Source organism: Burkholderiales bacterium (genome assembly GCA_015075645.1).
Classification (GTDB): Bacteria; Pseudomonadota; Gammaproteobacteria; order Burkholderiales; family Casimicrobiaceae; genus VBCG01.
The window spans coordinates 417,233-443,198 of record JABTUF010000003.1 but is presented as its reverse complement, the minus strand read 5'-3'; the positions used below and the strand labels follow the sequence as shown (position 1 = coordinate 443,198).

General features: G+C 68.3%; 24 protein-coding genes. 5 read left to right on the top strand and 19 right to left on the bottom strand.

The window, feature by feature from the left end; translation table 11 throughout:
* Positions 1-11 precede the first annotated feature (11 nt).
* The 18 genes from HS109_09030 to miaA all read right to left on the bottom strand — a co-directional run bounded on the left by HS109_09030 (position 12) and on the right by miaA (position 19,695).
* Entirely contained in the window at positions 12-878 is an 867-nt protein-coding gene (locus HS109_09030; protein ID MBE7522517.1) for an acetyl-CoA carboxylase carboxyltransferase subunit beta, read from the bottom strand.
* A 61-nt stretch (positions 879-939) separates the two neighbouring features.
* Positions 940-1,758 (bottom strand): tryptophan synthase subunit alpha, encoded by an 819-nt coding sequence (locus HS109_09025; protein ID MBE7522516.1) that lies wholly within the window; start codon positions 1,756-1,758, stop codon positions 940-942.
* Positions 1,755-2,006: a hypothetical protein gene (locus HS109_09020; GenBank protein ID MBE7522515.1), complete on the bottom strand. Its 252-nt coding sequence runs from the start codon at positions 2,004-2,006 to the stop codon at positions 1,755-1,757. Before HS109_09020 ends, HS109_09025 begins: the two co-directional genes overlap by 4 nt.
* A 2-nt stretch (positions 2,007-2,008) precedes the next feature.
* The gene (gene trpB / locus HS109_09015; protein ID MBE7522514.1) at positions 2,009-3,226 is read right to left on the bottom strand and encodes a tryptophan synthase subunit beta; all 1,218 of its coding nucleotides are present in this window, start codon (positions 3,224-3,226) and stop codon (positions 2,009-2,011) included.
* Complete coding sequence (locus HS109_09010) at positions 3,204-3,869, bottom strand: phosphoribosylanthranilate isomerase (GenBank protein ID MBE7522513.1); 666 nt, start codon at positions 3,867-3,869, stop codon at positions 3,204-3,206. The genes trpB and HS109_09010 overlap by 23 nt, the downstream gene beginning before the upstream one ends.
* Positions 3,866-4,645 (bottom strand): tRNA pseudouridine(38-40) synthase TruA, encoded by a 780-nt coding sequence (gene truA, locus HS109_09005; protein ID MBE7522512.1) that lies wholly within the window; start codon positions 4,643-4,645, stop codon positions 3,866-3,868. Before truA ends, HS109_09010 begins: the two co-directional genes overlap by 4 nt.
* A gap of 202 nt (positions 4,646-4,847) precedes the next feature.
* Positions 4,848-5,669 (bottom strand): HAD-IIA family hydrolase, encoded by an 822-nt coding sequence (locus HS109_09000; protein ID MBE7522511.1) that lies wholly within the window; start codon positions 5,667-5,669, stop codon positions 4,848-4,850.
* Positions 5,670-5,712: 43 nt separating this feature from the next.
* The gene (locus HS109_08995) at positions 5,713-7,446 is read right to left on the bottom strand and encodes an iron ABC transporter permease (protein ID MBE7522510.1); all 1,734 of its coding nucleotides are present in this window, start codon (positions 7,444-7,446) and stop codon (positions 5,713-5,715) included.
* Positions 7,443-8,597, bottom strand: a complete 1,155-nt coding sequence (locus HS109_08990; protein ID MBE7522509.1) for an ABC transporter ATP-binding protein — start codon at positions 8,595-8,597, stop codon at positions 7,443-7,445. Before HS109_08990 ends, HS109_08995 begins: the two co-directional genes overlap by 4 nt.
* Positions 8,597-9,691, bottom strand: a complete 1,095-nt coding sequence (locus HS109_08985) for an extracellular solute-binding protein (GenBank protein MBE7522508.1) — start codon at positions 9,689-9,691, stop codon at positions 8,597-8,599. Before HS109_08985 ends, HS109_08990 begins: the two co-directional genes overlap by 1 nt.
* An 83-nt stretch (positions 9,692-9,774) precedes the next feature.
* On the bottom strand, positions 9,775-10,581 hold the full coding sequence (locus HS109_08980; protein MBE7522507.1) for a DeoR/GlpR transcriptional regulator: 807 nt from the start codon (positions 10,579-10,581) through the stop codon (positions 9,775-9,777).
* A 188-nt stretch (positions 10,582-10,769) separates the two neighbouring features.
* On the bottom strand, positions 10,770-13,421 hold the full coding sequence (locus tag HS109_08975) for a hypothetical protein (GenBank protein ID MBE7522506.1): 2,652 nt from the start codon (positions 13,419-13,421) through the stop codon (positions 10,770-10,772).
* Positions 13,422-13,757: 336 nt separating this feature from the next.
* Entirely contained in the window at positions 13,758-14,918 is a 1,161-nt protein-coding gene (asd, locus tag HS109_08970) for an aspartate-semialdehyde dehydrogenase (protein ID MBE7522505.1), read from the bottom strand.
* A 320-nt stretch (positions 14,919-15,238) separates the two neighbouring features.
* Positions 15,239-16,303, bottom strand: coding sequence for a 3-isopropylmalate dehydrogenase (leuB, locus tag HS109_08965; GenBank protein ID MBE7522504.1), 1,065 nt, complete (start codon positions 16,301-16,303; stop codon positions 15,239-15,241).
* Positions 16,304-16,457: 154 nt separating this feature from the next.
* Complete coding sequence (leuD, locus tag HS109_08960; protein ID MBE7522503.1) at positions 16,458-17,096, bottom strand: 3-isopropylmalate dehydratase small subunit; 639 nt, start codon at positions 17,094-17,096, stop codon at positions 16,458-16,460.
* Between the two features lie 23 nt (positions 17,097-17,119).
* Positions 17,120-17,263, bottom strand: a complete 144-nt coding sequence (locus HS109_08955; GenBank protein MBE7522502.1) for an entericidin A/B family lipoprotein — start codon at positions 17,261-17,263, stop codon at positions 17,120-17,122.
* An 11-nt stretch (positions 17,264-17,274) separates the two neighbouring features.
* A complete protein-coding gene (leuC, locus tag HS109_08950; protein ID MBE7522501.1) occupies positions 17,275-18,681 on the bottom strand; it encodes a 3-isopropylmalate dehydratase large subunit in 1,407 nt (468 codons plus the stop codon).
* Between the two features lie 90 nt (positions 18,682-18,771).
* Positions 18,772-19,695: a tRNA (adenosine(37)-N6)-dimethylallyltransferase MiaA gene (miaA, locus tag HS109_08945; GenBank protein ID MBE7522500.1), complete on the bottom strand. Its 924-nt coding sequence runs from the start codon at positions 19,693-19,695 to the stop codon at positions 18,772-18,774.
* Positions 19,696-20,032: 337 nt separating this feature from the next.
* Between miaA and HS109_08940 the strand changes: the two genes are divergently transcribed.
* Positions 20,033-20,278 (top strand): hypothetical protein, encoded by a 246-nt coding sequence (locus HS109_08940; protein ID MBE7522499.1) that lies wholly within the window; start codon positions 20,033-20,035, stop codon positions 20,276-20,278.
* Positions 20,279-20,692: a putative toxin-antitoxin system toxin component, PIN family gene (locus HS109_08935; protein MBE7522498.1), complete on the top strand. Its 414-nt coding sequence runs from the start codon at positions 20,279-20,281 to the stop codon at positions 20,690-20,692.
* A gap of 163 nt (positions 20,693-20,855) precedes the next feature.
* On the opposite strand, the gene HS109_08930 is transcribed toward HS109_08935, so the two are convergent.
* Positions 20,856-21,542, bottom strand: a complete 687-nt coding sequence (locus HS109_08930; protein ID MBE7522497.1) for a hypothetical protein — start codon at positions 21,540-21,542, stop codon at positions 20,856-20,858.
* A gap of 1,325 nt (positions 21,543-22,867) precedes the next feature.
* Here HS109_08930 and HS109_08925 point away from each other — a divergent pair.
* From HS109_08925 to HS109_08915, 3 genes are read left to right on the top strand one after another with little or no spacing between them, the layout of a single operon-like run.
* Positions 22,868-23,230 (top strand): IS66 family insertion sequence element accessory protein TnpB, encoded by a 363-nt coding sequence (locus HS109_08925; protein ID MBE7522496.1) that lies wholly within the window; start codon positions 22,868-22,870, stop codon positions 23,228-23,230.
* The gene (tnpB, locus tag HS109_08920; GenBank protein ID MBE7522495.1) at positions 23,230-23,589 is read left to right on the top strand and encodes an IS66 family insertion sequence element accessory protein TnpB; all 360 of its coding nucleotides are present in this window, start codon (positions 23,230-23,232) and stop codon (positions 23,587-23,589) included. The genes HS109_08925 and tnpB overlap by 1 nt, the downstream gene beginning before the upstream one ends.
* A 30-nt stretch (positions 23,590-23,619) precedes the next feature.
* Positions 23,620-25,233 (top strand): IS66 family transposase, encoded by a 1,614-nt coding sequence (locus tag HS109_08915; GenBank protein MBE7522494.1) that lies wholly within the window; start codon positions 23,620-23,622, stop codon positions 25,231-25,233.
* Positions 25,234-25,966 lie beyond the last annotated feature (733 nt).

Here is a 25,966-nt window from a genome sequence, read left to right as displayed (position 1 = left end):
CGCGGGCCCGGTCAGGCCGGCGCGGGCGCGCGCGTGAGGAGCGCCAGCAGGCGCGCGAGTTCTTCGCGCAGCGCCCGGCGGTCGACGATCATGTCGAGCGCGCCCTTCTCGAGCAGGAACTCGGCGCGCTGGAAGCCTTCGGGCAGCTTCTCGCGCACCGTCTGCTCGATCACGCGCGGGCCGGCGAAGCCGATCAGCGCGCCCGGCTCCGCGAGCACGAGATCGGCGACGAATGCGAACGACGCGGAGACGCCGCCCATCGTCGGGTCGGTGAGGATCGACACGAACGGCAGCTTCGCCCGCGCGAGTTCCTGCAGCACGGCCGTGGTCTTCGCCATCTGGAACAGCGAATTGACGCCCTCCTGCATGCGCGCGCCGCCGGAAGCCGAGACGCAGACGAACGGCACGCGATTCTCGTAAGCGACGCGCACGCCGCGCACGAAGCGCTCGCCGACCACCGAGCCCATCGAGCCGCCCATGAACTCGAACTCGAACGCCGCGACCACCAGCGGCACGCCCGCGATGCTCCCCTGCATCACGACGATGCCGTCGGTCTCGCCGGTTTCCTCGAGCGCGGCCGCGAGCCGCTCCGGATACTTCTTCTGGTCCTTGAACTTGAGCGAGTCGACGGGCACGACCTCCGAGCCGATCTCGAAGCGGCCCTCGGGGTCGAGCAACTGGTCGAGCCGGGCGCGCGCGGCGATCCGCGAGTGGTGGCCGCACTTCGGGCACACCGACAGGTTCTTCTCGAGGTCGGTGCGGTAGAGCACCGCCTCGCAGGCCGGGCACTTGATCCACAACCCCTCGGGCACCGCCTGCTTGCGCGTGCCCGGCGTGCTCTTGATGCGCGGCGGCAACAGCTTCTGCAACCAGCTCATCTTTGCCCTCCCCCCGCGCGGATCATTCGCCGTTTCGACCCGGTTGTCGAGTCCGGCACGACTACGGGGCCCGCTTGGCGGGCATCGCGTCGAGCGCCCGGCGGATCGTCGCGAGCCACGCCCCGGCGCGCGCCGCGGCGTCCGCGGCGGGTCCGTTCTCGATTTCCTGGATGATGCGGCTGCCGATGACGACCGCGTCGGCGTGCGCGGCGATCGCCTGCGCGCTCGCGGCGTCGCGGATGCCGAAGCCCACGCCCACCGGCAGCTTCACGTGGCGGCGGATCTCCGCGACCTTCTGCGCGACCTCCGCGGTGTCGAGGTGGCCCGCGCCGGTCACGCCCTTGAGCGAGACGTAGTAGACGTAACCGCGCGCGAGCGCGGCGACCGCATCGATGCGCGATGCGGGCGTCGTCGGGGCGACGAGGAAGATCGTCACGAGGCCGCGTTCCTGCAGCTTCGCGGCGAAGTCGCGCGCTTCCTCGGGCGGGTAGTCGACGACGAGCACGCCGTCGACGCCCGCCGCGCGCGCGCGGTCGGCGAAGGCGGCCGCGCCCATCGCCTCGATCGGATTCGCGTAACCCATCAGCACGACCGGCGTCGCGGTGTCGCGCTCGCGGAAGCGGTGCACGACGTCGAGCACGTCGGCGAGGCTCGTACCGCGGGCGAGCGCGCGTTCGGACGCGCGCTGGATCACCGGTCCGTCGGCCATCGGATCGGAGAACGGCACGCCCAGTTCGATCACGTCGGCGCCGGCGTCGACCAGCGCGCGCATCACGTCGAGCGTCGCCTCGAGCGACGGATCGCCGGTCGTCACGTAGGGAACGAGCGCGGTGCCGCCCGAATCGCGCAGGCGCGCGAACGTCGCGTCGATGCGGTTCATGTCGCCGACCCCTGTGGGTCGGGCTTCAGCCCGACAAGACGCCCGATGCTGGCGAGGGCGTCGGCCTGAAGGCCGACCCACGACATCCGCTGTGGGTCGGGCTTCAGCCCGACAAGATGCCCGATGCTGGCGAGGGCGTCGGCCTGAAGGCCGACCCACGACATCCTCTGTGGGTCGGGCTTCATCCTCTGTGGGTCGGGCTTCATCCTCTGTGGGTCGGGCTTCAGCCCGACGATCGGCGCGCACATCATCACGCGGACTTCGGCACGGCGAAGTCGAGCCCCGAACGCTCGGCGACGGTCGCCATGTCCTTGTCGCCGCGCCCCGAGAGATTGACGAGCAGGATGCGGTCCTTCGGCATCGAAGGCGCGATCTTCGCGGCGTAGGCGAGCGCATGCGCGGATTCGAGCGCCGGGATGATGCCCTCGATGCGGCAGCAGGCGTGGAACGCCGCGAGCGCCTCGGTGTCGTCGATCGTCACGTAGCTCGCGCGTCCGCTGTCCTTGAGCCACGCGTGCTCGGGACCGACGCCCGGATAGTCGAGCCCCGCCGACACCGAATGGGTCTCGACGATCTGGCCGTTCGCGTCCTGCAAGAGGTAGGTGCGGTTGCCGTGGAGCACGCCGGGCCGCCCGGCGGTGAGCGACGCGGCGTGCCGGCCGGTCGCGACGCCCTCGCCGCCCGCCTCGACGCCGACGAGCTTCACGTCGTCGTGCGCAATGTACGGATGGAAGATGCCCATCGCGTTCGAACCGCCGCCGACGCAGGCGATGACGACGTCGGGCTGACGTCCGGCCGCCTCGGGCATCTGCACCAGGCACTCCTTGCCGATCACGGTCTGGAAATCGCGCACCATCATCGGGTAGGGGTGCGGGCCTGCGACGGTGCCGATGATGTAGAACGTGGTCTCGACGTTGGTCACCCAGTCGCGCATCGCCTCGTTCAGCGCGTCCTTCAGCGTCTTCGATCCCGACTCGACCGGTACCACTGTCGCGCCGAGGAGCTTCATCCGGTAGACGTTCTGCACCTGGCGCTTCACGTCCTCCGAGCCCATGTAGACGACGCATTCGAGGCCGTAGCGCGCGGCGACCGTCGACGCGGCGACGCCGTGCATGCCCGCGCCGGTCTCGGCGATCACGCGCGGCTTGCCCAGGCGGCGCGCGAGCAGCGCCTGCCCGATGCAGTTGTTCACCTTGTGCGCGCCGGTGTGGTTGAGGTCCTCGCGCTTCAGCCAGATCTGCGCGCCGCCGAGTTCGCGCGACCAGCGCTCCGCGTGGTAGACCGGCGACGGACGTCCGACGTAGTGCTTCAACTCGCGCGCGAACTCCGCGTGGAACGCCGGATCGGCGCGCGCCGCGTCGTACTGCCGCTTCAAGTCGTCGAGCGCGCGCATCAGCGTCTCGGCGACGAAGACGCCTCCGTAGGGGCCGAAGTGGCCGTGCGCGTCAGGCAGGTCGTTCGGTTTCATCGGCTTCGCGTACCTCGGCGACGAATGCGGCGATGCGTGCCGCGTCCTTGATGCCCTTCAACGGCGCACCGTGCGCGTCCTGCGCCTCGACGCCGGACGACACGTCGACCGCCCACGGGCGCACGCGGACGACGGCTTCGCGGACGTTGTGCGGCGACAGTCCGCCCGACAGGACGATGGGCACCGGGCACACGCGCGGCACCCGGCTCCAGTCGAACGCGCGTCCGGTGCCGCCCGGCAATCCGCCCGCGGGCGGGTGGTCGAGCAGCCAGCCTGCCGCGTCGCCGTAGGACGCCCCCGATTCTAGCAAATCGACCCCCTCGGCCATCGGCAGCGCCTTGAGGTAGGGCCGCCCGAACGCCCGGCAGAACGCCGCGCTCTCGCGGCCGTGGAACTGCAAGAGCGCGAGCGGCACGGCGTCGAGCACCGCGCGCACCTCGTCCGCCGACGGATCGACGAAGAGCCCAACCGTCGTGACGAACGGCGGCAGCGCGGCGACGATCTCGCGCGCGCGTTCGACCGCGACCACGCGCGGCGTCCCCGGCCAGAACACCATGCCGATCGCGTCCGCGCCCTCGCGCGCCGCGGCGAGCGCGTGCTCGACGCAGGTGAGTCCGCAGATCTTGATGCGCGTGCGGCTCACGCGACCGTCGCGTCGCGCCGCGTCGGCGGCAGGCCGAACGACGCGTCGTAGTCCGCGCCGCAGAAGTAGAGGCCGTCGGCCGAAAACGTCGCGGGCCCCTTCGTGCGGTCGCGCGCGGCGACGAGGTCTGCCACCCATCCGGGCGGCGCCTTGCCCGCGCCGACGTCGACGAGCGCACCGACGAGGTTGCGCACCATGTGGTGCAGGAACGCGTCGGCGCTCACCTCGAAGCGCAGCAGGTCGCCTGCCGACGAGAGGTCGAACCGGTGGATCGTCTTCACGGGCGATTTCGCCTGGCATCCGGCGGCGCGGAACGACGTGAAGTCGTGCTGCCCGGCCACGAGCGCCGCCGCTTCGCGCATGGCCACGAGATCGAGCGGACGATGATACCAACCGACTCGGCCGGCCATGAGGCCCGGCCGTTCGCTCCGCGCGAGCAAGAGGTAGGTGTAGTGGCGTGCGGTGGCCGAGAAGCGCGCGTGGAAGGCGTCAGGTACCGGCCGCGCCCACAGCACGGCGACCGCGGGCGGAAGGTTCGCGTTGACGCCGCGCACCCACGCGGACAGCGGACGGTGGTCGGGGACGTCGGCGTGGACGATCTGCGAGACCGCGTGCACGCCGGCGTCGGTGCGTCCCGCGGGGATCGTGACGATGGGCGACTGCGCGATCGCGCCGAGTGCGTGCTCGAGCGCGTCCTGCACGCCGCAGCGCGAGGACTGCGACTGGAAGCCGCAGAAGCCGCGGCCGTCGTATTCGAGGGCGAGGGCGAGGCGCATGGATGGGGGTCGTTGCATGGATGGGGGTCAGACTCGACTTTCCGGCTCGACGATTCACGCAATCCCTCGCCGCAACGTCCCATGGAAAGGGGTCGGAGTCGCAAGATCGAGGATACACGGCGATGGCGAAGCACCCCGAGCCAAACCCTTCCGCACCCTCACATGGACGCCTGGACCACCCGTATTGTGACCACCCTGCGGATCACCGATAGCGCGCCGGCAGCACTTCGAGAAGGTTTCTGAGCAAATACGTCGGCTGCATCGACGAACGATTGACCATCGTCTCGGACGTGGCACCGGTCAGCACCAACGCGGAAGCCATCCCGGCCTCGTTGGCCATGCGGATGTCAGTCTCGAGCCGGTCGCCGACCATGAGGCATTCGCCCAGCGGCAAGCCGATCCGCTCGCGCAGGTAGGCCACCGTCAACTGCGAGGGCTTGCCCACGACCACCTCGCACCGGACACCGCTGCATGCCTCGATCGCGGCGATCATCGCAGCCGCGTCGGGTTCCCCCCCCCCGGCAGTGGGGCGATAGCGGTCCGCGTTGGTGGCGAAGAAGCGCGCGCCACGGCGCAGCGCGTCGAACGCGATCTGCAGCTTCGCATAGGTGAATCCGCGATCAAAGCTCGCGATCACGGCGTCGATCTCCTCGACGCGCGACGAGATGCGGAATCCCGCTCCGAGGAGGTCTTCGATCAACGCCGACTCTCCGATCACGTGCAGGGTCCCGCCGGGCAACTCGCGCTCGAGGAAGGCGATCAGCACCTGCGCCGCGTTCACGACCTCGCTCGCATGTGTCTGTATCCCCCGCGCCGTCAGTTGCGCTCCGTAGCCCGCGGCGCTTCGGGTGGTGTTGTTGCTGAGGAACAACGTGCGGCGCCCGAGCGTGCGCAGGCGATCGATCGTGCGGGTGACCGTCGGCAAGAGCGATTCGCCGAGGCAGATCGTCCCGTCGATGTCGAAGACGTACGCCCCGTAGAGGTGCGAGGGGGTGGAAGCGCCGGCCGCTTCGGAAGTCGGCATGGAGGACGCGAGGCGCGAAGGAGCCGCCGGGCCGCCGGCCGGATCAGAACAGCGCCTTCTCGCCCATCAGGCGGAAGACGGCGATCTGCACGGCCATCACCACGAGGATCAGGATCATCGAGATCGCGGCGGACGTGTAGAACTCGCCCCGAAGCAAACCCTCGAAGATCACGAGGCTCATCGGCTTCCAGCCGTCGGGGGCGAGCAGGATCGTGGCGCTTATCTCGCGGACCGACGTGAGGAAAACCATGATGCCGCCGGCGACGATGCCGGGGAGCATCAACGGCAGCGTCACGCTCCACAAACTCAGGAACCGCGACGCGCCGTGGACGAGCGACGCGCCCTCGATATCCGTGGAAATCGTCTGAATCGAGGCCGAAGTCGAGCGGAGCGCGTAGGGCATGCGCCGGATCACGTAGGCCATGATCAGCAGAAACGCGGTTCCCGTGATCTGCAGCGGAGGCGTGTTGAAGGCCAGGATCAGGGCAATCGCGAGTGCCGTTCCCGGCAGTGCCAGCGGCAGGAAGCCGAGGTAGTCGAGATAGTGGCGCCCCCGGCGCTGCACGAGGTAGGGTATGACCGCCGATAGCACGACGCTGATCGCGAGCGCTGCGCCTCCGAGCAGGAAGCTGTTGACGACCGCGCCCATCGAGCGTTCCCACACGTAGCGGTAGTTGTCGAGCGTGAAGCCCTCGGGGACCATCCGCGCGGCCCAGCTCGTCGCGAACGACTGCAGTGCCGTCGTGTAGATCGCGAGGATCGGAAGCGACAGCACGATGATGCAGTACGCCAGAAGCCCCCAGCAGACCCAGGGATCGCGCACGCGCTCACGCGTCGCCGGCTTGCCTCCCACCGTCCTCGACCGGTCGTGTCGCAGCAGCCAGCGCTGCACGAGGAGGAGGAGCGCGGAGATCAGCACGAGCAGCACCGCGATCACGGACGCGCCGCCCCAGTTGAAATAGCCGACCATCTCGCGATACGCCTCGACGATCATCAGCGGAAAGCCGCGCGGAGACAGGATCATCGGCGTGCCGAAGTCCTCGATCGACACGATCAGCACGAGCAGGAGGCCCGCCCAGATACCCGGCGCCGCGAGCGGCATCGTCGTCGTGAGGAACGCGAACGGGCGACGCGCCCCGAGCGTGTGCGACGCCTCCTCCAGTACCGGATCCATCGACTTGAAGACCGCCAGCATCGGAAGCAGCGCGTAGGGGAAGAAAAAGAACACCTGCACGAGGCCGATGCCGAACGGCGAATGGATGTCGACGAGTTGCTCGATGCCGATCCAGCCGAACATCTGGTTGATCCAGCCGGTGCGCCCGAACATCAGGATGAACGCGAACGACGAGATGAACGTCGGCACCATCAGCGGCACGATGCACAGCGCACCGATGAGCCGGCGCCCCGGCATCCGCGTGCGGGCGAGCGCGTAGGCAATCGGCATCGCGACCAGCACCGAGGCGACCGCCACCAGGAAGCCCAGCGTCATGCTGTTGACGAACGCGCGCACGTACCGCGGGAACGAGAACAGCTGGCCGAAGAACTGGAGCGACGCGTTGGCCGCGATCTCGCTGCCGAGCTTGCGCGCGCCCTCGAGTCCCGTAAGCGCGTCGAGCAATGCGACCGGCTTGCCGGTGAAACTCACGATCAGGATCGTCGCAAAGGGGACGATCAGGAACAGCGTGAAGACGAGCAGGATGACGATCGTCGCGAGGTTGTCGAAGTCGACCAGCCGCGCGACACGGCCCCGCCCCCCCGCTTCGGCAGCGGCCGTCACGCCGGCACCAGGATGACGCTGGCCGAAGCGAAGGCGAGACTCACCGAATCGCCCGCGGCGAGCAGCGCCCCCGGACGGGGATCGGGGACGTCGACGACGAAGACCGCGTCGCCGACCGCGACCTCGTAGCGCGCGGTCGTGCCGAGATAGGAACCGAAGCGGACGACCCCTGCGAAGCGGTTGTCGGCATCCAGCGCCGCGCCGCGCGGAACGAGCTGGATCGACTGCGGGCGTACCACGACGCGAACTTGCGCGCCGGCGACGCGAATGCCCGGCTCGCTCCCCTCGCGCACCGCCGCGCGGATGTCGAGTTCGCCGCAGCGCACGCTCAGGTTCGCCCCGTCGCTCACGACGACCTCGCCCGGCAGCAGGTTCTCGGCGCCGACGAAATCGGCAACGAACGCGGTGGCCGGCCGGTCGTAGATCTCGGCCGGCGTGCCGAGCTGCACCACGCGGCCACGATCCATGATCGCCATCCGGTCGGCGAGGCTAAGCGCCTCTTCCTGGTCGTGCGTGACGTAGAGCGCCGTCATGCGCAACTGCTGCTGGAGCTTTCGGATCGTCGCGCGCATGCCGACACGCAGCTTTCGGTCGAGATTCGACAGCGGTTCGTCGAGCAGAAGCACCGCGGGTTCGGTGACGATCGCGCGAGCGAGCGCGACGCGCTGCTGCATGCCTCCCGAAAGCTGGCCGGGCATGCGGTCGGCTTCGCCCGCGAGATTGACCAGTGCGAGCGCATCGCCGACCCTGCGTCGCAACTCTGAAGTAGGGGGAAAGAGCCGGCGACTGACGAACGCGCCGAGCACGCGCAGTTTGCCCAACGGTCCGCCCTGCGCGTAGGCGCGTGCACGAAGTCCGTACGCGACGTTGTCGAACACGGAGAGGTGCGGGAACAACGCATAGCTCTGGAACACCATCCCGATCGGCCGCTCGTACGGCTGGCGGCCCCGGACCGAGTGGCCACCGATCAGGACGTCGCCCGCGTCCGGATGCTCGAGTCCGGCGACGCAGCGGAGGGCCGTGGTCTTCCCCGAGCCCGACGAACCGAGCAGGGCGAAGAGTTCGCCCTCCGCGATGGTCAGCGTGACGCCGTCGAGCGCCTTCAGTGCGCCGAAGCGCTTCTCCAGCGCCTGCAGGCGAACCTCGGCCATCAGCCGAACCTACCGCGCCATTCGTTGCGGATCCGGTCGTAATTCGCCTGTGCCCAGTTGACGTCCAGGGGCATCGCGTTGCGGCTCACCTGGTCGAACGACATCGGAGTCGTGGGCTTGACCTTCTTGTTGAGGACGATCTGCGAGTAGTCGGCGAGGATCTGTTGGCCCTTGACGCCGAGGATGAAGTCGTAAAGCCGCTTTCCGTTCTCCGGCCGCTTCGAGCCCTTGACCAGCGCGACCGGATTTGCGATGACCGGCGTCTGTGTCGGTAGTATGAAGTCGACCGACTCGCCACGCGCGGCGAGCCCCCAGGGCATGAACGAGAAGCAGATGCCGATCTTCGCGTCGCCCTTCGCGACGGCACGCGTGGGCGCGGCGCCCGATTCGGGATAGAGCGAGACGTTCTTGTTGAGCTTCTCCCAGAACTCCCACGCCTCCTTCTCGGTGCGGCCCGCACGGATCGTCTGCATGATCTGCGCGAGCACCGACAGCGTGGCCGTCCCGGACGCCGCCGGATTGGGCATCTGGATCTGCCCTTTCCACTTCGGATCGAGCAGATCGTCCCAGGTCTTCGGCACCTGCTCCTTCGGCAGCGTCTTCGGGTTGTAGGCGAATCCGATCACGAACACCTCGGCGCCCACGAAATGCCAGTCAGCGTCGCGCAGGTAGACGTTGCCCTGCTGGACCGGCATGTCCTTGAACTCCGGCGGCACATAGGGGGTCGTGACGCCTTCGCGCTTCGCGAACAGGAACGACAACAGGCCGCCGCCCCCGTACCAGACGTCCGCGTTCGGGTTCGCCCGTTCGGCGATCAGTCGGTTGACGATCACGTTGGTCCCGCCGTATTGCACGTTGACCGGGATCCCGGTCTCGGCCTCGAACGCCTTGGCGATCTTGCTCGAGAGATCGGGCGATTCGGGGCAATAGAGCACGACGCGCTTCTCCTCCTGGGCGCGGACGATCGCGGGAAATCCGAACGTCGCGGTTACGGCGGCAGCGGCGCCAAGGAATCCACGACGCGTAACCGGCAGCCTGCCCGCGGTGGTGGACGAGTCGGAATCGACTGTCGCCGTTTGCTTGATGTCGTTCATCGCGTGTTCCTCCTTCGTGGTCGCGGGCTTCGACCGCCCTGCCCGCGAATGGGACGATGTTTCGCCGCGGAGTCGCGCCCGGGTTACGCGGCTCGGTCCATCGATACCGACAGCGCATGGACGCGAATACCCGACTCGGCGACGACGGGCGCGAAGGCCTCGGGAATCGCCTGGTCGGTAAAAAGGTGGTCGAGGTCGCGCAAGTGGCCGCCGCGCACCGTCGCATTGCGGCCGAACTTGCTCACATCCGCGACCAGGATCGCGCTTCGGCAGGACTCGACCATCGACTTGCGTGCCTCGACCTCGCCTTCGTTGAAGTCGAGGAGCATGCCTTCCTCGTCCAGGCCGCCGACGCCGAAGATCGCGAAGTCCGCCTTGAACTTCGCGTAGAACGCGGCCGCCGCTTCGCCGATGATGTCGCGGTCGTGGAGTCGGTAGGTTCCGCCGGCGAGCGTGATCTCGATCTCGGGATTGCGCGTCAGCGCCGCCGCCACGTTCAAGCTGTTGGTGAACACCTTGAGGTCGCGGCGGCCCGCGAGCGCGTGCGCGACGAACTCGGGCGTGGTCCCGAGTCCGATGAACAACGATGCCGACGGCGGAATGAAATGCGCGACCGCCTCTCCGATCAGCCGCTTCGCACCGGGATTGAGAATCTGGCGGCGCTCGTAGGCGATGTTCTGGGTCGGCGCAGGCAGCGCCACACCTCCGTGCACGCGACGCAACAGGCCCATTTCGCACAGACGGTTTACGGTGCGCCGGATCGTCTGCGGCGTGACCTCGAAGCGCGTGGCGAGCTCGTCGATCGATGCCGCCCCTGCAAGGCGAACGAGACTTAGAATGCGGTCTTGCCGTTCATCTGAAAACACGCGATTCTCGAGTCCGACTTCCATGGCGACATGAAAGCACCCACCGCCGAATCCGTCAAGGCCCGGTGTTCAAGTGAACATCCATCACCTCAGAATGGCGCATCGCAATATGCCGAACCGGAGCGTCGCCGACGTTGACAGCAGGTCTGCAGGAACGAAAAACGACGACGGCGGGAACTCGCCCGCCGTCGTTGCGATCGAGAAGCGGGCGCCTAGCCGAGCTTGCCCAGGATCGCCTGCGCTTCCTTCTTCTGCTCGTCGTCGCCCTCGTGCAGCACTTCCTGCAGGATTTCGCGCGCGCCTTCGACGTCGCCCATCTCCTGGTAGGCCTTCGCGAGATCGAGCTTCGTCGCGGCGTCGTGCCATTGCCCGTCGAGCACCGACGGCGTCGGATCCTCGAAGGTCGCCTTGTCGGGATCGAACGAGAGGTCGAGCTTGTCGAGTTCGAGCGCAGCGGCCGGCCGCGCGAGCTTGTCTGCGGCGCCGGACACCGCCGCGGTCGCGGTGGCGAGCGCCGGCTCCGGCTTCGGCTTCAGCGGCGCGGGCTTGTCCGCATCGTCGAGGTGGAAGTCGAGGTCGAACTTGTCGGCCGCGGCCTTGACCTTGTCGGCGATCGACTCGTGCGCCGCTTCGGCCTTCGCGCCCAGGCCGTGCATCGCGGCACCGGCCGTGGCGGCGACCGCCGCACCGGCGGCGGCGACTTTCGCCGCGACGCCTGCACCTGCCCCCTGGGCATGCGTCGACGCGCCCTGCGCGTGGACGATCGTATCCTCGCCGGTGAACGCCTCGAAGCGCGTCTCGGGCTTCGGCGCCGCGCCGGAAGTCGGCGTCAGCGAGATCTCCTCATCGAGGCCGAGATCGAATTCCTTGTCGGTCTTCGACGCCGCGGGCTTGTAGTCGCCGCCCACGGTGAACGTGTCGCTCTCGACGCGCGCGGGACGCGACGCCGGGCTGCCGCCCTCCGCGAACATCGGATTGGACGGGTCGAGCTGGCGGCCGATGCCGACCGCCTTGTGCCACACCTCGCCCTGTCCCTGCGACACGGCGTAGAGCTCGGAGGCGACCGTCTCGAACGCGGACGGCTTGTTGTGCTGCGCGTGGATCTCGAGCAGCTTGAGGTAGATCTCCTGGCGCTGCGGGTCCTTCTTGAGCGCGTCCTTGAGGATTTCCTCGGCCTGCGCATCGCGTCCGTACGCGAGGTAGACCTCGGCTTCCGCGATCGGATCGACCTCGTCGGTGTCGATGTTGCCCAGGCCCTCGCGGCTGAAGTCGCTGCCGAGCGAGTTGTCGCCGGTGTTGACGACGCCGCCGCCGGTCGAGCCGAACACCGTGTTGGTCTTGATGTCGGTGCCCGAGATGATGCTGTCCTCGAACTTCGTCGTCTTGCGCCGGCGCATCGCGACGATCGCCGCGATGCCCGCGAGGATCGCGAGCGCGCCGCCGCCGATCGCCCAGGTCGGCGTGTTGGCGAACAGGTCCTCGAAGAAGCCCGGCGCAGACTTCGGCGCCTCGGCGATCTTCGGCGCGCCCTTCCGCACCGTGGCCTTCGGCGGCGCGGCCGGGGCTTCGGCCTTCGGCGGCTCGGCCTTCGGCGCTTCCGCGGCCTTCTCGGGCGCCGGCGCTTCGGCCTTCGGAGGTTCAGCCTTCGGTGCTTCCACCTTGGGCGGCTCGGCCTTCGCCGGTTCTGCCTTGGCGGGTTCCGCCTTCGGCGCCGCGGTGATCGGTGTCGGGGCGGTTTCCGGCCCCTTGGCCGCCGGCGTCGCCGCCTTGCCCGACGCCGCTTCGGCCTGCGCCTGCGCCTGTGCCATCGCGGGGCTGCGCAACTGCATCGCCTGCTGCATGTCGGCGATCGTGCGTTCGAGCATCGCGATGCGCGCCTGCGCCTCGCGCAGTTGCTGCCCCTGCGCCACGGCGTCCTCGGTCGCGGCGGCCGCCCCGCGGCCACCCGCCGCGGCCTTCGACACGCGCAACTGGTCGCCGCCCGGACGCGCCGCCGGCGTGGCTTCGGACACCGCCGCGCCGATCTGTCCCGTCGCGCTGCGGCCCGCGCCCTGCGACGTCGGCGCCGCCGCGGCGATGCGGTCGCGGTACGCGCGCCAGTCGGACGCCTGCACCTGCACGACGCGCGTGGCTTCCTGCGCCGGCGTCGCTGCGGCCTCGTCCGCGCTCGGCACCGTGATGATGGCGCCGGTGCGCAGCCGGTTCATGTTGCTGTCGTCGAACGCGCCGGCGTTGCTCTTGAACAGCGCCACGAGCATCTGGTCGAGCGTGACGGTCGCGGGCTTCGTGTCGGCGGCGATCTTCGACAGCGTGTCGCCGCGCTTGACGGTGTATCCCTCGCCCGCGGCGATCGCGGGCGCGGTGGGCGCGGCCGCGCGCGCGGCGGGCGCGGGTTGCGGCGCGGGTTGCGGCGCGGGAGCGGCGCTGCGCACCGGAGTAACCGGCTCCACCGGGGTCTGCGCCTGGATGCCGGGCGGGTCGAGCAGGAACGTGTAGCTGCGGACGATGCGGCCCGACGCCCAGCTCGCCTCGACGATCAGGTCGAGGTAGGGCTCGTTCACCGCCGTGGGCGAGGTCACGCGGAGGTACGGGCCGTTGGGGCCCTGCTCGACGGTGACGCGCGTGCGGGCGAGCGCCGGCTGGAACGTCATGCTGTTCTGCCGGTAGAGCGACGGATCGGAGATCCGCGCGGCGAGCGTGTCGAGTTCGTCGCGCGACGCGGACGTGAGCTCGATCCGCGCGGACAGTGGCTGCCCCAGCGCCGACTCGACGGTCAGGCGGCCGAGACCGAGCGCCTGCACGGCGCCCGAGGCCATCAGGGCCGCCGCCAGCAGCGTCAGTTGGAAGACCGGTTTCGCACGCATGCCGTCCCCTCGCCGAATGCGCAATGTCTCAAGCGAACATAACATCATGGATTTAGCCCCGCAAGCTAAACCTCAGTATTAGCTTGGCTTTTTGCCGACAGACCGGGGACGATACCTGCAAGCTTCATGCCGACGTGCTGAAGCCGGGGCCAGCGCTGGTGGCCCGCCCTCGCGCGATCCACAAGATGTAGTGGCGCGGGCGCATCGCTGACCGGATGCCTCGCGGTGTTGCTTTCCTGCGCCGGCGTCCAGCCCGCATCTCGCCCGGGACAGGCGAGCGCGGGGCCCCGCGGACGTCGTTGACTCGGGCAGGTCCAGCCTGCCGCGGCCGGTCGATCAGGCGGCCTGCAGGATGCGCAGCATGCGCCGCAGCGGTTCGGCGGCGCCCCACAGCAACTGGTCGCCGACGGTGAACGCGCCGACGTAATGCCCGCCCATCGCGAGCTTGCGCACGCGACCGACCGGAATCTCGAGCTTGCCGGTCGCCGCCGCGGGCGTGAGGTGCCGGATGCTCTCGTCGCGCGTGTTCGGGACGAGCCGCACCCATTCGTTCGCGCCGGCGATCAGGCCCTCGATCTCCTCGATCGGCAGGTCCTCGGTGAGCTTCATCGTGATCGCCTGCGAGTGGCAGCGCATCGCGCCGATCCGCACGCAGATCGACTCCACCGGAATCGGCGGCTTCGCGCCGTTGCCGTTGCGCGTGGTCGCGGACGCGTGATCTCCCGACGGCGATCCTCGGCCGAGAATCTTGTTGAGTTCCGCGCCGCCCTTCCACTCCTCGCGGCTCATGCCGTTGCCGAGGTCCTTGTCGATCCACGGGATCAGGCTGCCCGCGAGCGGCACGCCGAAGTGATCGGTCGGGAAGCGGTCGTCGCGCAGGATGCCGGCCACCTCGCGGTCGATGTCGAGGATCGACGAGTCGGGCGCGGCGAGCAGCGACTTCGCGGCGAGGTGGGCCTCGCCCATCTGCTGCAGCAGCTCGCGCATGTTCTGCGCGCCGGCGCCCGAGGCCGCCTGGTAGGTCATGCAGGTCATCCACTCGACGAGGTCGCGTTCGAGCAGGCCCGCGAGTCCCATCATCATCAGGCTGACCGTGCAGTTGCCGCCGATCCAGTCCTTGACGCCGCGCGATCGCGCCGCATCGATCACCGGACGGTTCACCGGGTCGAGGACGATGACCGCGTCGTCCTTCATGCGCAGCGCGGACGCCGCATCGATCCAGTGGCCCTGCCATCCGGATGCGCGGATCTTCGGATGCATCGCGTTGGTCCAGTCGCCGCCCTGGCAGGTCACGATCGCGTCGAGGTCCGCGAACGCCGCGGGATCGTTCCCGTCCTTCAACGTACCCGTCGCCTTGCCGACGTCGGGCGACGCGCCGCCCGCCTTCGAAGTGGAGAAGAACACCGGATCGATGCGCTCGAAGTCCCGCTCGGCGCGCATGCGCTCGAGCAGCACCGACCCGACCATGCCGCGCCAACCGACGAAACCGACTCGCATGAGATTCACCTGCTCCCCCCGCCGTGGTCCTTCGGCGTCCCCGCCGCTCGCGGGGACGAAAGCGGTGGCGAAGCCCGACCCGTCAGGTCGTGATCGTGGTGACTTTTTTCGTGAACGCTGCGCGCGCTGCCGCCGGGGGAGCGGGACGGGCCGGGAGGACCGGGGTGGCGCGGGCATGCATGCGGGCGATCCTAACAGGCGTATTGCGTTGCAGCAAGGGGCTCGGGCCGGGCCTTGGCCCCCGGTTCGGTGGGTCGGGCTTCAGCCCGACGATGTTCATGCGGCAGAAAAGGCGTCTGGCTGAAGCCCGACCCACAAGGTCAAAGCGCCGCGACGACGGCGTCGCCCATCGCCCGGGTGCCGATGACCTTCTCGCCGGGAAGCGCGATGTCGCCGGTCCGCTTGCCGTCGGCGAGGACCTTGCGGACGGCGCGTTCGATGCGGTCGGCGACCTCGGCGCGCGCGAAGGTGTGGCGGAACATCATCGCGAGCGAGAGGATGGTCGCGAGCGGGTTCGCCTTGTCCTGCCCAGCGATGTCGGGCGCGGAGCCGTGGATCGGCTCGTAGAGGCCCTTCTGCTTCGCGTCGAGCGAGGCCGACGGCAGCATCCCGATCGAGCCGGCGAGCATCGACGCCTCGTCGGACAGGATGTCGCCGAAGATGTTGCCGGTCACGATGACGTCGAACTGCTTCGGCGCGCGCACGAGCTGCATCGCCGCGTTGTCGACGTACATGTGCGACAGCGCGACATCCGGATACTCCTTGCCGACACGCGTGACGACCTCGCGCCACAGGATCGAGGTGTCGAGCACGTTGGCCTTGTCGACCGAGCAGAGCCGGCGCGCGCGGCGGCGCGCGGTCTCGAAGCCCACGCGCGCGATGCGCTCGATCTCCGGCACGCTGTAGAGCATCGTGTCGAAGCCCTCGTCGTGGCCTTCGGCGTTGCGGCGGCGTCCGCGCGGCTGGCCGAAGTAGATGTCGCCGGTGAGTTCGCGCAGGATCATGAGGTCGAGGCCGGCGACCACTTCCGGCTTGAGCGTCGACGCCGCGGCGAGTTCCGGATACAGGATCGCGGGCCGCAGGTTCGCGAACAGCCCCAGCGCCTTGCGGATGCCGAGGATGCCCTGCTCGGGCCGCAGTTCGCGCGGCAGCGTGTCGTACTTCGGGCCGCCGACCGCGCCGAGCAGCACGGCGTCGGCCGAGCGTGCGAGGTCGAGCGTCGCCTCGGGCAGCGGATGGCCGGCGGCGTCGTGGCCGGCGCCGCCGATCGCGGCGAATTCGGTCTCGATCGGCAGGCCGTCGCGACGCAGGTGGTCGAGCACGCGGGAGGCTTCGCGCACGATCTCGGGGCCGATGCCGTCGCCGGGGAGGAGGCAGATCTTCATGGAGCGTTCGTCGAAGGGGGGAAGGGAGAAGAGAGAAGGGAGAAGGGAGAAGGGGGAAGGGTGGGGAGATCAGTCAGCCCGCGTCGGCCCGCTGAGGCCGCACAGAACCCTTCCCCCATCCCCCTTCCCCCTTCTCCCTTCGCCCTTCGCCGACTCAGGCGAGCCAGGGCTGCTCCGCGAGCCGCTTCGCCTCGAACGCGCGGATCTCGTCGGCGTGCGCGAGCGTGAGGCCGATGTCGTCCAGCCCTTCGAGCAGGCAGTGCTTGCGGAACGGCTCGACCTCGAAGCGGAACGCGAGCGAACCGTCCTTCGTCGCGACCGTCTGGCGCTCGAGATCGATCGTGAGCGAGAAGCCGGGGAACGCGGCTGTCGCGTCGAAGAGCTTCGCGACCTCGGTCTCGGTGAGCACGATCGGCAACAGGCCGTTCTTGTAGCAGTTGTTGTGGAAGATGTCGGCGTAGGACGGCGCGATGACCGCGCGGAAGCCGAAGTCCGCGAGCGCCCACGGCGCGTGCTCGCGTGAACTGCCGCAGCCGAAGTTCCGGCGCGCGAGCAGGATCGTCGTCCCGCGGTAGCGCTCCTGGTTCAGCACGAAGTCCGGATTGACCGGGCGCCGCGCGTGGTCCATGCCCGGCTCGCCGTGGTCGAGGTAGCGCCACGCGTCGAACAGATTGGGCCCGAACCCGGTGCGCTTGATCGACTTCAGGAACTGCTTGGGGATGATCGCGTCGGTGTCGACGTTCGCGCGGTCGAGCGGCGCGACGATTCCCGAATGCACGCGAAACGGCTCCATCGTGGGGCTCCTCGTACGGCGGACTACTTCGGCTTCGACTTCTCGGCCGCGGTTTCGAGCGCCTGGCCGCCGGCCTTCACGTCCTTGCCGATGCCCGCCATCGTGTTGCAGCCGGCGAGCGTGAGCACGAAGAGCGCCAGTGCGACGAGCGAAACGATTCGTTCCATCGGTGTTCCTCCTACGCCATCCGCCGCACGTCGACGAAGTGCCCGGCGATCGCCGCGGCCGCCGCCATCGCCGGACTCACCAGATGCGTGCGCCCGCCCGCACCCTGCCGTCCCTCGAAGTTGCGATTCGACGTCGACGCGCAGCGTTCACCCGGTTCAAGCCGGTCGTCGTTCATCGCGAGGCACATCGAGCAGCCCGGCTCGCGCCATTCGAATCCGGCGGCGCGGAACACGCCGTCGAGTCCTTCCTTCTCGGCCTGCGCTTTCACGCTGCCCGAGCCCGGCACGACCATCGCGAGTCGGACGTTCCGCGCGACCTTGCGCCCGCGCACGACCGCCGCCGCCGCGCGCAGGTCCTCGATGCGCGAGTTCGTGCACGATCCGATGAACACCTTGTCGATCGCGATGTCGGTGATCGGCGTGTTCGGCGCGAGCCCCATGTAGACGAGCGCGTTCTCGATGCCGTCGCGCCGGGTCGCGTCGCGCTCGCGCTCCGGATCGGGCACCCGGCCGCCGACCGGCACCACCATCTCCGGCGACGTGCCCCAGGTCACCTGCGGCTCGATCTCCGCGGCGTCGAACAGGTGCGTCGCGTCGAAGGTCGCTCCCTCGTCGGAGACGAGCGTGCGCCAGTGCGCCACCGCGCGGTCCCAGCGCTCGCCGGACGGCGCGAACGGGCGGCCGCGCAGGTAGTCGATCGTCGTGTCGTCGACCGCGACGAGGCCCGCGCGCGCGCCCGCCTCGATCGCCATGTTGCAGACGGTCATGCGGCCTTCCATCGACAGCGCGCGGATGGCGCTGCCGCCGAACTCGATCGCGTGCCCGGTGCCGCCCGCGGTGCCGATGCGCCCGATCACCGCGAGCACGATGTCCTTCGCGGTCACGCCGGCGCCCAGCCGGCCGTCGACGCGCACCAGCATCGTCTTCGCGCGCTTCGCGAGCAGGCACTGCGTCGCGAGCACGTGCTCGACCTCGGAGGTGCCGATGCCCCACGCGAGGCAGGCGAACGCGCCGTGCGTGCTCGTGTGCGAATCGCCGCACACGACGGTCATCCCCGGCAGCGTCGCGCCGGTCTCCGGCCCGATCACGTGCACGATGCCCTGGCGCTTGTCGAGGAACGGGAAGTACGCCTTCGCGCCGAACGCGCGGATGTTCGCGTCGAGCGTCTCGACCTGCGTGCGCGAGATCGGGTCGGCGATACCCTTCGCCCAGTCGCGCGTCGGCGTGTTGTGGTCGGCGGTCGCGACGATCGAGCCGACGCGCCAGGGCTTGCGCCCCGCGAGCCGCAGGCCTTCGTACGCCTGCGGGCTCGTCACCTCGTGGACGAGGTGGCGGTCGATGTAGAGGAGCGCGGTGCCGTCCGTCTCGGTCCGGACGACGTGGCTGTCGAAGAGCTTGTCGTAGAGCGTGCGGCGCATGGTCGTGACCCGGGCGTCGAGCCGGTCATTATCGCACGCGCGGGAATCGCGTTTCGTGCCGTCCGCGGGACGACCCTGCGCACGTCAGGGTCAGGCGCGCATCGACGCGGCTTCCTCGCCCACCCGGCGCAACACGCGCTCGTGCAGGTCGGGCGCCCAGGGATCGAACGCCTCGCCCGGCATCGACCGCATCCAGGTCATCTGGCGCTTGGCGAGCTGGCGCGTCGCCGAGATGCCGGTCGCGCGAAGCGTTTCGCGGTCGATCTCGCCGTCGAGGAAGCGCCACGCCTGTCGGTAGCCGACCGAGCGCATCGAGGGCATCGTCGGTGCGAGTGCGTGCGTTCGCCTCAGCGCCGCGACTTCGTCGACGAGCCCCGCGACGAGCATCGCGTCGAAGCGCCGCGCGATCTCGCGGTGCAGGCGCTCGCGGTCGGCGGGGACGAGCGCGATCCGCAGCGCGTCGAAGGCCGTCGCGCCGCGCCGCCCCTGCCACTGCGACAGCGGCCGGCCGGTCAACCGCCACACTTCGAGCGCGCGCTGGATGCGTTGCGCGTCGTTTGGCGCGAGCCGCGCCGCCGTGACCGGATCGACGCGCGCGAGCTCCGCGTGCATCCGCGGCCAGCCGACGCGCGCCGCCTCGGCGTCGATCTCTGCCCGCGTCGCCGCGTCCGCGCGCGGCAGCGCCGAGAGGCCCTCGGTCAGCGCCTTCACATAGAGCATCGTGCCGCCCGCGAGGATCGGGACACGCCCGCGCGCGCGGATCGCGGCCATCGCGGCGTTCGCGTCCGCGCAGAAGCGCGCCGCCGAATAGCTCTCGGTCGGCTCGATCAGGTCGATCAGGTGGTGCGGAATACGCGCGCGCGTCGCCGCATCGGGCTTCGCGGTGCCGACGTCCATGCCGCAGTAGACCTGCGCCGAGTCGACGCTCACGATCTCGCCGTCGAGCGCTTCGGCCAGCGCGAGCGCGAGCGCGCTCTTGCCGCTGGCGGTGGGGCCGGTCAGCAGGATCGTCATCGCGGCGCGATCTTGCCACAGCGCCGCGCTGGGTCGGTCGCGATACGATCGAATCGCCGGCGCGCACCATCGGCCGAAGGGCGAGCCCGTGCGCTACGTCCTTGCGGTCGCCAACTCGCCCTTCAGCCGTTCCTGCTCTGCCTCCGGGATGCGCGCCGTACGCCCCGCGGGCCCCGCCTCCGCCCCGGCTCGCCAAACACTCTCACGGGTCTCATACAATGCTTGGCGTCTGCGTGCGTCGGCCTCGCGGCAGGAGCTGTAGCCGCTCGACTCCTTCGTCGAGCGCGGAACGCTCGAGCGCCGTTCAGAAAGTCGTTTCAGCGGCTGAGGAAAGGTCATGACCACCGTCGAGATCACGCTGCCCGATCAGCTCGCCCAGGAGGCCCAACGCGCCGGCCTGCTCACGCCCGAGCGTATCGAGCTCATGCTGCGCGAGGAGCTCAAGGCGCAGCGCGTCGAGAACCTCTTCACCGCCATGCAGCGCATGGACCGCGTCGCCGAACCCGCGTTCATGGGCCCAGAGGACGTCGCCGCCGAGATCGCCGCGATGCGCGCCGAGCGGCGCGCCCGGAACGCGCCCTGAATGCGCCTGGTCCTCGACACCAACGTCGTGGTCGCGGCGTTGCTGTGGAGCGGGCCGCCGCGGCAACTGCTTCATGCCGCGCGCGAACGGCGCGTTGAGCTTTTCACCAGCACGCCGCTCCTGATCGAACTCGGCGACGTCCTCGCGCGGCCGAAGTTCGCGCCCAGGATCGGCGCGTCAGACCAGAGCGTCGAGGCGCTCATCCTCGGTTACGCGGCGCTCGCCGCCGTCGTGCGGCCAGCAACGATCCCGCGCGTCGCACCCGATCCCGACGACGACATCGTCATCGCCACGGCGATCGCAGCCATGGCGGAATTCGTGGTGACCGGGGCTCGAGCGCTGCTCTCCGTGAGAAATCATCAAGACTTCGAGATCCTCGACAGCACAAGTGCCGTAGCGCAGCTTCCCGTTTGATGCTCCTGCCACATCCACTCGAACTCTTCTCGAGTACATGTCGCGCTGTCAGATTGAAGGTCGACCAAAGCCCCATCGAAAAGTCCTCTTTCAAGCCGATTGTCGACTCGCCGAGGTGCGCGATGGATGACTGCGCCGGAGGTGTCTACTCCGATCTCTCGGGTTACGTGCCCGGCCACTTCCCTAAGACGTGCAATTGCCCGCTCACGCTCCCCGACTGGGTGATCGACACCGACTTCAGCGGACCCACGACGCTGCCCTCGACCGTGAGCGAGGGCGTGACGCCGTAGGCGTAGCTCGAGGTGAGCGACAAGGTCCCCGCGCTGGTCGTGATCGATTCGCTCGCCAGGCGATTGAGCGTGTCGTAGGCCCAGCTCGTCGTCACCACGTACTGGCCGGCCGGCTTGGTCGCGCTGCTCTTGCGGCCCGCCGCGTCGTAGCCGAGCGTGGTGGTGGCGTAGGTCGCGTCGATGAACGCCTTGCTCCTGCGCCTCACCTCGCGTTGGAGTTCGTCGTGGTAGACCTCGACCTCCCCTCCCCCCGACGCCTTCTGCCGCTGCCGGTACTTCTCGTTGCCGACGATGCCGGCCGTCTCCACCGCGCTGAACGTCTCGCCGACCTTCTGGTTCGCCTGGTTGAAACTGCGCTCCCCGTACACCCGCCCGAAACCGTCCACGAGCTTCGTCGTGTAGACGCCGTTCGCATCCGTCACCTTGGTCGCGATCCCGAAGCGCGGGTCGACCACCCGCGCCTCGGAGAGCACCACCGGGTTGAGCGTCGAGGTCGGGTGGGTGGTCGACGTGGCGAACCGCCCACGGCTGTCGTAGCCCGTCGTCGTCGTGCGCGTCACCAATCGAGTCTAAGCTCCATTGGTTCCCGCAAACGCTGTCTACCCTCGCGCGCGCCGGAAGATTTGGTTGTCCTGTAGTAGCCTGTTTGAAGGTCCGAGAATTCAATCCGATCCGCCCGCGCAAGGTCAAGAATCGGCTGCAGGTCTACCCTAGCAACTTCAATCTCATAGATATTTCCAGCTTTATCCGCGAAGGCGGTGACGAACACAACGTGTCCATCCGAGTCCCAATATCGCCCCTGAACAGGGGAGGGTGGCCACGACGAATCGAGATACCATCACTCAACTGAACCACAATGGAGCTTCCGTCTTCTGCACTAATCGTGGTTGCTCGTGCGGTCGGCGATAAGCGGAATGAGCTTCGTTCGATTGCAGTTGCTAAAAGTGTTCCGGAAGCATCGACCAAGATCCAAGTCGAAGCAAAGCTCCTTACCGCCCGTCAACGTCTTTGATGGAACGACAAACCAGAGACCGGGCTGGGCAGAGTGCCCTGGGATGCCAAAGCGGAACGCGGTAAAGGTCACGCCGGTGTTATTGGCTGCTGCTCGTATGTCCATTCGCCGCGGTCGGACCATACGAGCGTGCCGTTCTCATACAGACTGTTGGTGTATTTGCCGTCGTCACCGATGACCACTACTTCCCTTACGCTTCCAGGACGAACTCGTAGGTGCCAAGCACTTCCGTCTTCTCGAGCGGTCGCGCGCACGCCCCAACAAGCGGCACAAGAAGCAGGTACAGGACCACATTTCTCATCACGGCCGCCAAGGCTCCGTCCACCAATAGGTCTGACGCATATTGCCCGCCGGCGCCAACGTGGTCCGCTCCCAGGCAGGAGCAATTCCGTACGCGAAGGACCTGAAGCTTGAGTTGTTGTTCAAAACGAACATCAGGTCGGAACCGCCTTTAACGGGGAAGATGTCCACGCGATAGCTGCCTACAAACTGTTGCGTCGGAGAACTGGTCGTAAACAGGTCGAAGACGCCGAAGCTGGCCGCGTAGTTCGTTACTGGTTGCAACGAGTCATACGAGCCACGGGCAATAGCCGCGGCATTCTTGCTGTAAAGAATGCACGCGCATCGATTACACCTGGGGCGTCCATCATATCTACGACTTGAATCGACCCGGACCAAAGACTCGCGTGTTGGACCCTTGACCTGTTGCCCAGTCGTAGGTCATGGCGGCCGCATCTTTGAACGCGTTCCAACAGCCGCCTTGGACATGGCTGCAGTGGTTAAATAGTAAGCGTTCGCCCATCGGCGTTCTTCCCTGCCGCTGACTTGCCGTGAATACTCGATCCCGTTGGCAACCACGAACGGGGATCGGTGATGGGCGAAGGAACGAAGGCGGTATCGGTGGAGGTCAGAGGCAAGGCCTGGCAACGCCACGGCGAAGAGACGTGGCGGGCGATGATCGAGCGACAGCGGGCGAGCGGCATGAGCATCCAGACCTTCTGCGAACGGGAGGGCGTGAGCCGCTCGAGCTTTGGACGTTGGCGTTCGTTGCTCGCAGAACGCGCGACCGGTGCGCAGCGCCTTGAGGAGTGCACTGTCGGCGAACGTGCGGCGGTCGCGGGGCCGCGTAGTGGATTCGTCGACGCTGGAATGCTGCACATGGGTGGCGTGTCCGAGCCCGTCGAGATGCGTCTGGAACTGGGAGGCGGAATCGTGGTGACGATCCGTCGTGGCTGATGTTCTTCCCCGAGGGCACGGTGCGCGTGCACGTCTACGGGCAGCCCGTGGATATGCGCAAATCGTTCGACGGACTGTACGCGCTGACCCGTCACGCGCTGGGGCTCGATCCACTGTCGGGCACCCTGTTCGTGTTCATCAACCGGCGCGGTTCTCAGGTCAAGGTGCTGTACTGGGACCGCAGTGGATTTTGCATCTGGGGCAAGCGTCTGGAGCGTGGTTGCTTCGTGTCGGACTGGTCGCAGATGAAGAGTTGCGAGATCGACTGGACGCAGTTCAAGCTGATGCTCGAAGGCTTCGTTGTAACGCGACAACGACTGCGCTACAACGTGGCGAGAATCACGCGCGAGGCCGCATGAGCACACGGTCTTTCCGCTATCATCGTAGTCATGTCGACACCGACCGCGCTGCACGCCGCTACTCTCGACGAGGTGGCGCACTGGTCGGCGCAGGAAGTGCTCGACACGCTGCGCAGCAGCGAAGAGCGCAACGCCCGGTTGCAACGCGACGTGGAGTCGCTCAAGCAGCAGCTCGAGTGGTTTCGCCGGCAGATCTTCGGCAGCACCAGCGAGCGGCGCATCGTGCCACCCGACGCCTTGCAACTGCACCTGGGCGAGCTGCTGGCGGTGCCCGAGGCAGCGCCGCCGGCACCGACCAAACAGGTGCCCGCGCATACGCGACGAGTGCCACGGAGCGACTTGGCCGCCACCGGCCTCGACGAGTCGAGCCTGTTCTTCGACGAGTCCCGGGTGCCGGTGCGGGTGATCGAGGTGCCCAACGCCGAAGCGCAGGGGTTGCGCCCCGAGCAGTACGAGGTGATCGGGCAGAAGGTGTCGCATCGCCTCGCGCAGCAGCCCGGCAGCTACGTGGTGCTCAAGTACGTGCGACCGGTGATCAAGCGCCGCGACACGCAGGCGCTGTCGTGCCCGCCGGCACCGGCGGGGGTGATCGAGGGCAGCCGTGCCGACGTGAGCCTGCTCGCCGGCCTGCTGATCGACAAGATGCAGTGGCACCTGCCGCTGCACCGGCAGCACCAGCGCATGGTGCAGGCCGGGATTCGGGTCAGCCGCGGCTGGCTCACCGAGATCACGGCGCAGGCGGTCGGGCTGCTCGAGCCGATCTACGACGCACAGCTCGAATCGATCCGCGGCTCGCGGGTGAAGGCGATCGACGAGACGCCGATCAAGGCGGGGCGCTCGGCGCCGGGCAAGATGAAGGCCTGCTACTTCTGGCCGGTGTACGGCGAGCTCGACGAGGTGTGCTTTCCGTTCTTCGCGACCCGCGCGCACGCGAGTGTCGAGGCGATCCTGGGCTTGCAGCCGCGCCGCGATGCGGTGCTGCTGAGCGACGGCTACGGCGCCTACGCGGCCTACGCCGAGAAGACCGGCATCGCTCACGCACAGTGCTGGGCGCATTGCCGGCGCGAGTTCTTCAAGGCGCAGGCGGTGAGGCCCGAACTCGCCGGCCAGGCGCTGGCCCGGATCGGCCGGATCTACGAGATCGAGGAAGACATCCGCACCCGCAAGCTCGCGGGTGCCAACAAGCACCTGCATCGACTGACGCACTCGAAGTCAGAGGTGGAGGCCTTCTTCGAGTGGGTCCGGCAGCGGCTCGAGGACCAGGCGCTGTTGCCGACCAGCCGGTTCGTGCAGGCGCTGGGCTACGCGCACGCGCGACGACACGCGCTGTCGCTGTTCCTCGGCGATCCGGAGTTGCCGGTCGACACCAACCACCTCGAACGCAGCCTGCGTCCCATCCCGCTCGGTCGGAAAAACTGGATGTTCAGCTGGACCGAGCTCGGTGCCCGGCAGATCGGCATCGTGCAGAGTCTGCTCGTGACCTGCCAGTTGCACGACATCAACGCCTACGATTACCTGGTCGATGTCTTGCAGCGTGTCGACCGCCATCCCGCCGCCGAGGTCGAGCAACTCACGCCGCGGCTGTGGAAGCAGCACTTCGCCCACCAACGGCTGCGTTCCGAGATCGAGCGCCTCGCGCTCTGACAAGTACGCCGCTCGGCGAGCGGTTACGTTAAATAGATATCCGAATGCGCCAGTCACTGCCCCGTTCTCAAACTTTCCCCCCGCGAGCTTCGCGCCGATGCCGCCAGCGATTGCGTGCGCAGCGACTCCATAAGCAACGTTGCCACTTCCAAAGGAAACGACAGGCCCCGCAAGCTCCGCAAATCCGGCTGCGGCGGCCTGCTTTCCGCAGCTCCCTCCCGCAGCCGCCCCTGATGCGCAACCCGCTACGGCGTGAAGCGCAATTCTGCCCACCTCGCCATGTCCGAAACCAGCAATCCCCTCTGCCGTCACAGCACCTGCAATGCTTCCCGCCGCGAAGAACGCTCCCGCGGAAACGGCTCCGGTGACCGCACTTTCAATGTTGCCACCGGCTATGCCACCAGAAGCGAAACCTGACGCCACTGCAGCCGTTGCCGACCCTGTCGGCGTGAGCGCCGCGACCGTTGCTCCGTACTGAAAGTCTGCCACGGCTGCAAACGCAGTTGCACCTCCTGGCGCGGACACGGCCGCCGTCGTCATCAGCCAACTTGCGGCTCCGTAGGTTGCCGCCGCAACGGCAATCGCGATAACCGGCTTCCTCCACTTGGTCCACCAACTGTAGCCGGACGGGTCGGTGAAGGAGAGCGGATTGTTCCTGACGTAGCTGTAGCGGTTGTAGCTCTGCGCGTCGTACGGATCCTGGATCAGCGGGTCCGCCGCGAGGAACCTGCCG